General features: G+C 61.4%; 9 protein-coding genes and 1 tRNA gene. 1 reads left to right on the plus strand and 9 read right to left on the minus strand.

Annotated elements, in window-relative coordinates; genetic code table 11:
- Positions 1–88 precede the first annotated feature (88 nt).
- From nifJ to pnuC, 8 genes are all read right to left on the minus strand, one after another.
- Entirely contained in the window at positions 89–3,634 is a 3,546-nt protein-coding gene (gene nifJ / locus G5380_RS16630) for a pyruvate:ferredoxin (flavodoxin) oxidoreductase (RefSeq protein ID WP_421352921.1), read from the minus strand.
- A 228-nt stretch (positions 3,635–3,862) separates the two neighbouring features.
- Positions 3,863–5,503, minus strand: coding sequence for an alpha-glucosidase (locus G5380_RS16635; protein WP_421352922.1), 1,641 nt, complete (start codon positions 5,501–5,503; stop codon positions 3,863–3,865).
- 199 nt (positions 5,504–5,702) lie between these two features.
- A complete protein-coding gene (locus tag G5380_RS16640) occupies positions 5,703–6,083 on the minus strand; it encodes a DUF1622 domain-containing protein (protein ID WP_421209704.1) in 381 nt (126 codons plus the stop codon).
- 61 nt (positions 6,084–6,144) lie between these two features.
- On the minus strand, positions 6,145–7,065 hold the full coding sequence (locus tag G5380_RS16645; protein WP_421209702.1) for an alpha/beta hydrolase: 921 nt from the start codon (positions 7,063–7,065) through the stop codon (positions 6,145–6,147).
- Positions 7,066–7,152: 87 nt separating this feature from the next.
- Positions 7,153–7,473, minus strand: coding sequence for a N(4)-acetylcytidine aminohydrolase (yqfB, locus tag G5380_RS16650; RefSeq protein WP_421209700.1), 321 nt, complete (start codon positions 7,471–7,473; stop codon positions 7,153–7,155).
- Positions 7,474–7,516: 43 nt separating this feature from the next.
- Entirely contained in the window at positions 7,517–8,188 is a 672-nt protein-coding gene (locus tag G5380_RS16655) for a Crp/Fnr family transcriptional regulator (protein WP_040066930.1), read from the minus strand.
- 105 nt (positions 8,189–8,293) lie between these two features.
- The gene (locus tag G5380_RS16660; protein WP_421209698.1) at positions 8,294–9,019 is read right to left on the minus strand and encodes a nucleoside phosphorylase; all 726 of its coding nucleotides are present in this window, start codon (positions 9,017–9,019) and stop codon (positions 8,294–8,296) included.
- 3 nt (positions 9,020–9,022) lie between these two features.
- Positions 9,023–9,739, minus strand: a complete 717-nt coding sequence (gene pnuC, locus G5380_RS16665; protein ID WP_421352923.1) for a nicotinamide riboside transporter PnuC — start codon at positions 9,737–9,739, stop codon at positions 9,023–9,025.
- A gap of 263 nt (positions 9,740–10,002) precedes the next feature.
- Between pnuC and G5380_RS16670 the strand changes: the two genes are divergently transcribed.
- Positions 10,003–11,835: an SLC13 family permease gene (locus tag G5380_RS16670; protein ID WP_421352924.1), complete on the plus strand. Its 1,833-nt coding sequence runs from the start codon at positions 10,003–10,005 to the stop codon at positions 11,833–11,835.
- 218 nt (positions 11,836–12,053) lie between these two features.
- On the opposite strand, the gene G5380_RS16675 is transcribed toward G5380_RS16670, so the two are convergent.
- Positions 12,054–12,137 (minus strand) — tRNA-Leu (locus tag G5380_RS16675).
- Between the last annotated feature and the right edge of the window lie 84 nt (positions 12,138–12,221).

The raw sequence follows: 12,221 nt of genomic DNA on the forward strand, positions 1-12,221 counted from the left end.
CACCATAGCTAGCATCAGGGCTCCCCGCGGGGAGCCCTGATTGTTATTTGGCGAATAGAGTGGCTGTTGCCATCAAGCCATTCTCAGGTTACTCCTGCGCCGGACTCTCCTTGCCCGCCAGCTGGCTCAGCCAGGCGAAGCGGCGATTGGCCTCCTGCTCTGCCTCTTGATAGAGCTGGCTGGCCACCTCCGGCAGCTGGCGCTCCAGCCGCTGGAAGCGGGGCTCATGGCGCAAGGTCTCGGCCAGCGAGGCATTGGGTGCCCGCGAGTCGAGTGCCAGCGGCAACTTGCCCTCGTCAGCGCGGCGCGGATCGAAGCGGTAGAGAGGCCAGAAACCGGTGGCAGTCAGCTGTTTCATCTGCTCGTGGCTCTCGGCCATGTCGTAGCCATGCTCCTCGCAGGGGCTGTAGGCGATGATGAGCGACGGCCCCGGGTAGGCTTCCGCCTCCTGAATCGCCTTCACGGTCTGGTTCATCTGGGCACCGAGGGAGATCTGCGCCACATAGACGTGACCATACATCATCACGCTGGCCCCGAGATCCTTGCGCCCCTTGCGCTTGCCCTGCTCGCCAAACTTGGTAATGGCACCGAGTGGCGTCGCCTTCGACTGCTGGCCGCCGGTGTTGGAGTAGCACTGGGTATCTAGCACCAGCACATTGATGTTCTCCCCCAGACTCAGCACATGATCGAGCCCGCCAAAGCCGATGTCGTAGGCCCAGCCATCGCCGCCGATGAGCCAGACCGATTTTTCCACCAGATAGTCCGCATCGCGAGCCAGCTCTTGGGCTGCCGGGGTCTGGCTCTCCTGCAGCAGCGCTCGCAACTGCTGGATATGGGCCCGCTGCTCGGAAACCGGCAGGGTGGCATCGCCGAGCGCCTCGCGCAGCGCTGCCGGTATGGTGTCGCCCAGGCTCGCCAGCAGACGGCGCACCCGCTCCCTGTGCTGATCGACGGTGAGGCGGAAGCCCAGTCCGAACTCGGCGTTGTCTTCAAACAGCGAGTTGGCCCAGGCTGGGCCGCGCCCGTCGGCGTTGGTGGTGTAAGGGGGGGTAGGCAGGTTGCCGCCATAAATGGACGAGCAACCGGTGGCGTTGGCAATCAGCAGCCGATCGCCATAGAGCTGGGTCAGCAGCTTGATGTAGGGGGTCTCGCCACAGCCGGAGCAGGCGCCCGAGTATTCAAACAGCGGCGAGATGAGCTGGGAGGTGCGGATGTCGATGCGCTCCAGCTGTTCGGCGCTGCGCTCAGGCAGGTCGAGGAAGAAGTCGTAGTTGGCCTTCTGCTCGTCGAGGTGAGCGAGCCGTGAAGCCATATTGATCGCCTTGCGATCCGGGTTGTTGCGATCCTTGGCCGGGCACACCTCGACGCAGAGGTTGCAGCCGGTGCAATCCTCCGGCGACACCTGCAGCACGTACTGCTGGCCGCGCATGTCACGGGATTTCACATCCAGCGCGTCGAGAGTGGCGGGAGCTGCGGCCAGCGCATCCGGTTCCACCACCTTGGCGCGAATGGCCGAGTGGGGACAGGCGGCGACGCAGTAGTTGCACTGGGTACAGAGCTCCGCCTCCCAGATGGGGATCTCCTTGGCGATATTGCGCTTCTCCCAGCGGGTGGTACCGACTGGCCAGGTGCCATCCGGCGGGAAGGCGGAGACTGGCAGGCTGTCACCCAGCCCAGCCAGCATGGCTGCGGTGACGGTCTGGACAAAGTCGGGGGCCTTGGCCGAAACCACCGGCGGACGGGGGCGGCTGGCGGGATCCAGCTCACCCAGCGGCACCCGGGTCAGGGCGGCGCAGGTTGCCTCCAGTGCCATCCAGTTGCGCTCGACCAGTGTCTGCCCCTTGCTGCCATAGCTGGTGGCGATGGCCTGCTTCAGCAGGCTGGTCGCCTCTGCGGGGGGAATGATGGCGCTGAGCTGAAAGAAGGCCATCTGCATCACGGTATTGATGCGGTTGCCGAGCTGGCAGTCGCGGGCAATTTTGGCGGCGTTGATGATGTAGAAGTGCGCCTCTTTCTCGCGCAGGGCATGCTGTACCTCGCTGGGGAGGCGCTGCCAGATATCCGCTTCGCTGTAGGGGGTGTTGAGCAGGAAGATGCCGCCCGCTTTCAAGCGTTCCGCCATCCGGTACTTGTCGACAAACTGCCACTGATGGCAGCCGATAAAGTCCGCCTCTTCCACCAGATAGGCCGATTGTAGCGGCCGCTCGCCCACCCGCAGGTGAGAGACGGTGAGACCCCCCGCCTTTTTCGAGTCGTAGACGAAATAGCCCTGCGGATAGAGCTCGGTGTGGTTGCCGAGGATCTTGATGCTGTTCTTGGCCGCCGAGACGGTGCCATCGCTGCCAAGGCCGTAGAAGAGCGCCTCCAGCTTGTGTTGCTGGCTGTGAATGGGGCTTGAGGTGTCCAGCGCGTTTAGCGGTAGCGAGAGACCTGTGATGTCATCGAAGATGCCGACGGTAAAGCGCGGGCGCGGGTTCTCCTGTGCCAGTTCGGCAAACACCGCCAGCGCGCAGGCGGGGCCGAACTCTTTGGAGGAGAGGCCGTAGCGACCGCCGATGACCCGCGGCAGGCTTGCCCGCTCGCCCCGGCTGACCGCTTCGGCCAGCGCCGTCATCACGTCGAGATAGAGGGGCTCGGCCTGTCCGCCCGGCTCCTTGGTGCGATCCAGCACGGCGATGGAGCGTGCACTCTCGGGAATAGCGGCCAGCAGATGCTCGGCCGAGAAGGGACGGAACAGCCGCACCTTCACCAGCCCAACCTTCTCCCCTTGGGCCAGCAGGCGCTCGATCACCTCCTCGCAGGTGCCGATGGCCGAGCCCATCAGCACCACAATCCGCTCCGCCTGCGGGTGGCCGACATATTCAAACGGCCGGTAGTGGCGGTCGGTCTGCTCGCCAAAGGCCTGCATCGCTTCGCTCACATGGCCATAGGCGGCGTCATACCAGGGATTGCTCGCCTCCCGGCACTGGAAGTAGGTGTCCGGGTTGGCGGCGGTGCCGCGAATGACCGGTTTGTCGGGGGTGAGCGCCCGGTCACGATGGGCGCGGATGGCATCAGCGGGCAGCAGGGCACGCAGGGTGTCGTCAGCGAGCGGCGCTATCTTGGCGATCTCGTGAGAGGTACGAAAGCCGTCGAAGAAGTGGATAAAGGGGAGGCGGCTGTTGAGGCTCGCTATCTGGGAGATCAGGGCAAAATCCTGCGCCTCCTGCACATTGCTGGCACAGAGCATGGCACAGCCGGTCTGGCGCACCGCCATCACGTCCGAGTGATCGCCAAAGATCGATAGCGCGTGGGTCGCCACGGTGCGTGCCGCCACATGCAGCACGAAGGGGATGAGCTGACCCGCCAGCTTGTAGAGGTTGGGGATCATCAGCAGCAAACCCTGCGACGAGGTAAACGAGGTCGCCAGCGCGCCGGTCTGCAGGGCGCCGTGGACGGCGGCAATGGCGCCCCCTTCCGACTGCATCTCGACAACCCGGGGCACATCCCCCCACAGGTTCTTGCCTCGCTCGCTCGACCAGGCTGACGACTGCTCAGCCATGGCCGAGCTGGGGGTGATGGGGTAGATGGCGATGACTTCGCTGGTGCGGTACGCCACCGAGGCGACTGCGTTATTCCCGTCTGTGGTGATCATCTGTTTTCCACTTTGCTATGCCAGTTTGAAAGCCGATAGTTGCATCGGCAATGGATAGGTCGCAGGCATAGTAAAAGGGGCAATGAGAGCGTATCAAACGGGATAAATAATCAATTAATAAGTCAGTAATAGTGGTTAATTTAATCCCACAGCGTGGGGGCATGATTTTCTGCTAACAGCCAACGGGAGGTGGCTGACGGGCCATTGACATGGCCCGTCAACACGGGGTTAACCCTGATCCACTTGCAGCCAGATGGCGCACTGATAAGGGGCGAAGAGTGGCAGTGGTTCGCCAGGGTAATTGGCCAGCAGCAACCGCATCTTGTCTGTCACCTTGTCGAAGTGGGGCATCGGCAAGGGATTGGCCGTGAGATTGGCGAGCAGCAGCAGGGTGTGCTGCTCTCCGCTGGCCGGATCCTGCCAGTGGCGGCGATAGCTGATACGCTCGGGATCATCCCCATCCAGCAGCTCGAAATTGCCGTGGCGAATGACCGGGTGAGCCTTGCGCAGGGCGATAAGCTGGCGATAGCAGTGAAACGGTGAGTCGGGGCGGGCCAGCTGCTCGTCAGCATTTATCTCGACGTGGTTTGCATTGAGGGCGATCCAGGGGGTGGCCGTGCTGAAACCGGCGTGGAGGCCAGCGTCCCACTGCATCGGGGTGCGGGCGTTGTCGCGGCCGATGGCATCGAGCCGCCGACTCAGCTCGGCAGGATCCAGCCCTGACTGGCTGGCGCGGTAGTTGATTGCCTCCACATCGCGTAGCTCGTCCGGCTGCCAGTGACGGTTGGTCATGGCCAGCTCCTCCCCCTGATAGATGAAGGGAGTGCCCTGCATCATGTGCAGCACCATGGCCCACAGCCTGGCGCTGGTTTCCCGCCACTCTGGCCTGTCATCGCCAAAGCGGGAGACGGCGCGAGGCAGGTCGTGGTTGCCGAGAAACAGGCTGTTCCAGCCACGCCCGTGTAGCCCTTGCTGGTGGCGGGTCATGGCTCGCTTGAAGGCGAGGGGATCAAAGCGGGATGACCACTTGTCACTGCCCAGCCCCAGATGCTCGAAGTTGAACACCATGCTGAACTCGCTGCCATCGTGGTTCGAATAGTTCTGCATATGGGCGAGATCGGCTCCCCAGGTCTCCCCCACCGTGATGATCCCCTTGCCGCCGAAGCTGGCGGCATTGAGCTCGCGGATATAGTCGTGCAGGCGCGGGCCATTGCTCATGGCAAGCTGGTCCCACTCCTTGCTCACCATATCGATCACATCGAAGCGAAATCCCTTGATCCCTTTGCCCAGCCAGAAGTTGATCACCGCCGCCATTTCGGCGCGCACCGCCGGGTTGTCCCAGTCCAGATCGGCTTGACTGGGATCGAAGTTGTGCAGGTAGTAGCGATCAAGCTCCGGCACGTACTGCCAGCCGCTGCCGCCAAAAATCGAGGTAATGGGGTGAGCGTCAACGAAGGCCTGGTCGCGAAACACGTAATAACTCTGATAACGGGGATCCCCGGCCAGTGCCTTCATAAACCACTCGTGCTCGGTGGAGGTGTGGTTGGCGACGATATCCATCATGATGCCGATGCCGTGAGCGGCCGCTTCGGCTATCAGCAGCTCCATCTCGGTCAGGGTGCCGAAGGCGGGGTCGATGGCACGGTAGTCCGCCACATCGTAGCCGTTGTCCCGTTTGGGGGAGCGATAGATGGGGGTGAGCCAGAGCATATCGACCCCGAGGGTGGCCAGATAGTCGAGGCGCTGACGGATGCCGTTGATGTCGCCCAGTCCGTCGCCATCGCTGTCCTGAAAGCTCATGGGGTAGATCTGGTAGATGACGCAGCTATCGAGGTCTATATCGGGCGTGTGGAGGGGTTGCGGGTTCATCAGCGTGGCCGGTTGGGGAGGAGATTTTCTATCTTACGCAGATGAGCTGCTACTCGACAGGGCAGGGGAAACCTTGAAAAGGGTTCCATTGTTGGCTGATTGCCAAAAGTGCGGGAAGGGTCACAAAGGTGCCATCCCAGGCCACGGCTGTGGTCGGGATGGCACGGCACTCAGCGATGATGCTATGCAGGAATACTGGTTATTGAGCAGCCTTGGTCTGCTCGCTGCGCTGCTCCTGCTGGTGTTCCGCTTGTGCCTCAAGCTCCTTGCCGAGGAAGTAGTTCAGGAAGGTGCGGATCACCGCGATGATGGCGAGGCGGATCAGCTCCTCCTTGCTCGGTGCGACCGTGGTGGCCAGGATATCGGCGGCGAGCTGGAACTCCAGCGCCAGAATGAGCCAACTGCCGAAACAGAGGCGAATGCGCGGAAAGCCCGGTTCGTGATCCTCCATCCGTGCCGCCAGCCAAAGGGTCTTGCCAAGCCCTATTACCACACAGGCGATGGAGATGATCTCCAGCAGCAGCTGGAACAGCTCGACCCCGTGCATCATCCCTTCTCTCAGGCTCGCTATCTCAAACACTCGGGTCACCTCCCTGATTCAAAAGAGGACACTATTAACACATCGCTCGGCAAAGGCCAAATCAGAGGTGCCTGATAAGCATCGCGATCTGCTCAATTGTCTGACGGGCTGCCTGGCTCACACCTGCCAACTGGAAGAAGCCGTGTATAACACCCAGTTGCCGCTGACAGGTAGCTGTGACTCCGGCTTGCAGCAGTTTGCGATAGAGGGCTTCCCCTTCATCGCGCAGCGGATCATATTCCGCCGTTACGATATGGGTCGGCGGCAATCCTGACAGGGCAGGATGGTGGAGCGGGCTGGCTTCGGGATGAGTGGCGGGCAGTTCACCCAGATAGGCGTGAAAACCGCTTAACAGCATGTCGCGGGTGATGAGGTAGTCATCCCCTAGATGCCGATAGCTGTCACTGTCGCTCGCAGCATCGAGCATCGGATAGATGAGCAGTTGGGCTGCAGGCAAGGGGGCGCCTTGCTCCTTGAGTCGCAAGGTGGTGATCAGGGCGAGGTGGCCGCCGGCACTGTCGCCCGCAAGGGCAATCCTTGCCGGATCCCCATGCCATTTCTCCACATCGGCCATGATGGCGAGCGTGGCTGCCAGTGCATCGTCATGTGCTGCAGGATAGGTGTGTTCAGGGGCAAGGCGGGTATGTACCGCAAACACCAGTGCCTCGGCGCGATTGCACAGCATCCGCATCTGGCGGTCGTGGGTGTCGAACTCGCCGCTGACAAAACAGCCGCCATGAAAGTAGATCAGTGCCGGACGGCTTGCACTTGAGGTTGGTGCTGGTTGATAGAGGCGAACGGAATAATGGCCATGTTGCCACTCTTCGACAGCGCCAACCTCCTCCCGTTCACCACCCAATATGGCTGAAGCAAGATAGCCTTCACGCCGCTCCTGCCAGCTCAGGCTGCTCGCCTTGGGGCGGCCTGCGGCAATGAACTCTGTCACCATGGCCGCAATGGCCGGTTCAAGTTGTGTATCCATAACGCACCAATAACTGTATATAAAAACAGTTATTTTGCGCTTTTAGCCAAAGAGCGCAACCGGCGTTAGCTGAGGCAGCTCACAAAATCAGGCTTCAATCAGCACGAATTCAATCACATAGAGCGGCGGTAGATCGGGGTAGATCTCGCGGATCACCTGTTTGAGCTCGGGGAGTGTCATGTTCTCCTGACGGGCGTGCTCGTCGTTCAGTTCATCGAAGGCTACCGCCTTGACCGAGAGCACCTCTATGGTGCCAAAGGGCTGGTGCTCCGGGTTGGTAAACAGCGCCAACCGCTGGCCAGGCTGCCAGTTGGCTTCGCTCTCGTCGCGAATGGTGATGGTTTTGTGGCCCGCCTGAATATCGGCGACGAAGCGGCTGAAGAAGGTGAATTCGGGATGGGTAGACATGGCTCTCTCCTGACAGGGTTAATCGAAATGAGGTGAATGGAAATCAAAGATCGAGATAGGCACGCAGCCTGGCCAGATCGGCGATGACGGGGCCGTCACTGCCGTCGGCAACTATGCCCTGCTCGACCAGCTCCTTGAGGGCGCGGCGGTAGACCCGCTCGGTGGTGCCGAAGCGTGCTGCCTCGTGGGCCCGCTTGCGCGATCCCAGCATCGGAGTGCGCTGGCGCTCACGCCATAGCTCATAGGCGATGTTGTAGGCGATGGGGTGGAGCAGTCGGCTGGTGGTGATCTCCAGGGTATCGAGATAGTCGCTGGCAAGCGCGGCGGCAAAGAACAGGGTCAGCTCGGGTTCGGCCAGCAGCCGCAGGGCCAGCTTGTGGGCGCAGATGACCCGGGCATCCAGCTCGGTCTCGGCCACCACGTTCCACTGCACCGGGGTGGCGCTGAAGAACTCCATTTCGCCGAAGATCTGGCTGTGACACTCAATTTCGCCAAGCTGGAAGCGGCGGCCAGAGTGTACCGTGCTGTTGAGGGAGACCCGGCCATGTTCGACCAGATAGAGCTGCTCGCTCTGCTCCCCCTGCCGCATGATCAATTCGCCCGGCAGGTAACGGCGCAGAAACAGGGTGCAGGCGTCGAGCGCCGCGGCAAAGCGGGGTTCAAGCTGCTGGAGTTCGGCGTGAAAACGGCCGAGGGGGTAGGGCTGTTGCTGCATGACTTGCCTGTCGCACCGGATGACGAGGGCCATGAGGCTAGCAAGAGTGCGGGCCGGATACCAGCCCGCACGGTAGCGGATGTGCCGCAGTTAACGGTTTGCGCTTTATTGCACCAACGCGTTGAGGGCAGCCGCGATGGCGTGCTGCTCACCGGCCATCATCGCCTGTTCGGCGCTGGCGTAATCCGCTACCCCTTGCTGCACATCCTGCTCGAACAGCACCACGTTGCAGAGCACGGCGGCGACCCGCACCTTGCGCAGGCGACCCACGGTCAACAGGGAGGCGGTCTCCATGTCAGCGCCGAGCACACCACGGGCATGCCAGTAGCGGCACACCTCCTGCTCATCATCTCGATAGAAGCTGTCGTGGGAGCGCACCAGCCCGTGCCAATGAGGTTGGCCACAGGCCGCCACCTGATTGAGCAGGGCGGCCTGCAGCCAGATATCGGCGCAGGCGGGGTACTCGGCGGGCAGATAGGCCTGCGAGGCCCCCTCATTGCGCACAGCGCCTTCTACCACGATAAGGTCGCCGAGCCCGATGTCGTGCTGCAGGGCACCGGCGGAGCCGACCCGAATAAGCGAGCGGGCCCCCGCCTGCACCAGCTCCTCCAGCGCTATGATGGCCGAGGCACCGCCGATGCCGGTGCTGCAAACCGTGATGGGCAGCCCCTGATAGCGGCCGTTGATGAGGCGAAACTCCCGGTTTTGCCCCAGCACTTCACACTGCTCGAGCTGGCTGGCGATGCGATCGACCCGGGCCGGGTCGCCGCACAGTACCACCCGCTCGGCAATCTGGTCGGGGCGGCACTGCAGATGGGGTAACAGACTCATGGCTTACAGACCTTGTGGCTGGCGCTTGGCGGCAATCACCCAGAGGCGGGTGCCGTTGGCGGCGATAAACAGCAGGATCAGGTATTCGAGCGACATGGCATAGACGCCCTGCGCGGCATAGACACCGATGCTGATGATGTTGATGACGACCCAGAGGATCCAGTTCTCCACGTATTTGCGGGTCATCAGGATCTGCGCGACCACCGAGAGCACCGTCATGGTGGCATCCCAGAACGGGAAGGCATCAGGGGAGGGCTCGGGAGTGGCAAGTCCGGCACCAAACAGGTTGAGCAAAGCGACCGAGGTGCGCGCCAGGGTGGCGAAGACCGGGTCGATATAGCGTGTCAGCAGAGCGATGGCCAGCACGCTCACGGCGGCGGTCACCATCAGTTTGGATTTGCTGAGCCAGCGGATCTGCAGGGTATCCCCCTGATCGTTGACCGGGCGGGTCCAGGCGTACCAGCCGTAGACGTTGGCGCAGAAGAAGAACAGCTGCAGCATCAAGAGTCCGTAGAGCTGGATCTGGAAGAAGATGATGGCAAACAGGCTGACGTTGATCAGGCCAAACAGGTAGTTGATGGTCTTCTCCTGACTGGCGAACCAGATACAGGCCAGACCAAACAGGGTGCCGATGGCTTCAATCCATGACATGGCATAGCCGCCACCCAGCAGGATGGTCACTAGCGTGTTATTGATGCTGAACAGCTCGAATATGCTCATTTTCTGATCCTTGGGCATGAGGGTTAGTATGCGAGGGCGCCATTCTAAGGGGTGAGGGGGAGGAGGGGCAGGACTTTTGTCCGCCCCGTACTTGGCCCATATCAAAGAAATCACTGCTGCTGCCCGGTTATTCCAGCAGTGATGGGTTATGGTGCCCCCGCTGGCCGGACTTTATTGATATGTAGCAAGATGATAGCGCCATGGCTGTGGTCTGATAGAGTCCACTCTCCGGGAGGAGAATCACGTGATAAAAGGAGGTTGCATTGAATTCCGAGCTTGTCTGGGTGCTCTGTCTGCTGGCTGGCGCCATCTATCTCTTTATGACCAACAAGGTGCGCATGGACGTGGTCGCCCTGGGCGTGGTCATCTTGTTTGTGCTGAGCGGCACCCTCACCCTGTCGGAGGCGCTGGCGGGCTTTAGCGATCCCAACGTCATTCTGATTGCCGCCCTGTTTGTGGTGGGGGAGGGGCTGGTTCGCACCGGCATCGCCTATCAGGTGGGGGATGCATTGGTGAAGGTGGCGGGTAGCAGCGAGACCAAGCTGCTGGTGCTGCTGATGGTGGCGGTGGCGAGTCTGGGGGCTGTCATGAGCAGCACCGGAGTGGTGGCCATCTTTATCCCGGTGGTGCTGAGCGTGGCGAACCGGATGGGGATCCCGGCCGGTCGCCTGATGATGCCCCTCGGTTTTGCCGGGCTGATCAGCGGCATGATGACGCTGGTGGCCACACCCCCCAACATGGTGGTCAACAGCGAGCTGATGCGCCACGGCATACATGGTTTCGGGTTTTTCGATTTCACCCCCATGGGCGTGCTGATCCTGGGGCTGGGCATCCTCTACATGCTGCTGGTGCGCGGCTCCTTGGTGGGCGAAGGGGAAGAGGGCAAGGGCAAGCCGACCGGGCGCCGCACCCTGCGCGATCTCATCCGAGACTACCAATTGGCCGGTAGGGCCCGTCGTCTGGCGCTGCGGCCTGACTCCCCGCTGATTGGTCACACCCTGGACGAGCTGCAACTACGCGCCCGTTATGGTGCCCACGTCATCGGGGTGGAGCGTTGGCGCAAGTTTCGCCGGGTGATGGTGCCGGTGTCGGGGATCAGTGAATTTCAGGCGAAGGATGTTCTGCTGATCGACATGTCAGATCCCGAGGTGGATGTGCGGGCGTTTTGCAGCGAGGCACGGCTCGAACCCATGATCCTGCGCGGGGAGTATTTCTCCGATCAGGCGCGGGAGGTGGGGATGGCCGAGGTGTCGCTGATCCCCGAATCCAAGCTGCTGGGTAAAAGCGTGCGTGAGGTGACCTTCCGCTCCAGTTATGGTCTGAGCGTGGTGGGGCTGCGCCGCGACGGTGAGGCACTGGCAGGCAAGCTGGTGGACGAGCCGTTGCAGATGGGGGACACCCTGCTGGTGGTAGGGAATTGGAGCCATATCAGACAGTTGCAGACCCATAGTCGCGACTTTCTGCTGATGGGGTTGCCCGCTGAAGTGGACGAGATGGCTCCCGCCCGCAGCCAGGCGATCCATGCCCTCTTTTGTCTTGGAGTGATGATCCTGCTGATGGTGACCGATCCTGTGCCCAACGTGATTGCCGCACTGATCGCCTGTCTGCTGATGGGCAAGTTTCGCTGCATCGATATGGAGAGTGCCTACAAGTCGATCCACTGGCCGACCCTGATCCTCATCGTCGGTATGCTCCCCTTTGCGCTGGCGCTGCAAAAAACCGGCGGGGTGGATCTGATCGTCGGTGGTCTGATCAATGCGGTAGGGGAGATGGGGCCGCGGGTCATGCTGGCCAGCCTGTTTGCCCTCTGCGCGGTGATCGGGCTCTTTATCTCCAACACCGCCACCGCAGTGCTGATGGCGCCCATTGCGCTGGGCACGGCCCAGCAGATGGGGGTATCGCCCTATCCGTTTGCCATGACCATTGCCATCGCCGCCTCGGCTGCCTTTATGACGCCGGTCTCGTCACCGGTGAATACCCTGGTGCTGGGGCCGGGCAACTACAAGTTTGCCGATTTTATCCGTATCGGGGTGCCATTCACCCTGTTGGTGATGGCGGTCAGCGTGGTAGCGATCCCCTGGTTCTTCCCGTTCTGATAACCGGGATGATGAATGTGTGCACCAGCGGCCTGCGGGCCGCTTTTTTGTGGCCGAGAGACAAGAGTGGCAAGGCGTGATCGGAATCAGTGAAGAGTGATGTGGACGGGAATTAACGTGGAGCCGGGTTAATAGAGGAGCGAGAGAAAAACTGGGGAGAGGCAAATTTCAGATACAAAAAAACCAGCGTGAGCTGGTCTGTTTGGTACTGCTATTAATGGTGCGGAAGGAGAGACTCGAACTCTCACGCCTAGGGCGCCAGAACCTAAATCTGGTGCGTCTACCAATTTCGCCACTTCCGCAATATTAATGGTGGCTATGACGGGATTCGAACCTGTGACCCCCGCATTATGAGTGCGATGCTCTAACCAACTGAGCTACATAGC

The organism is Aeromonas sp. 604443, assembly GCF_049170315.1.
In the GTDB taxonomy this organism is placed as follows: domain Bacteria; phylum Pseudomonadota; class Gammaproteobacteria; order Enterobacterales; family Aeromonadaceae; genus Aeromonas; species Aeromonas veronii_A.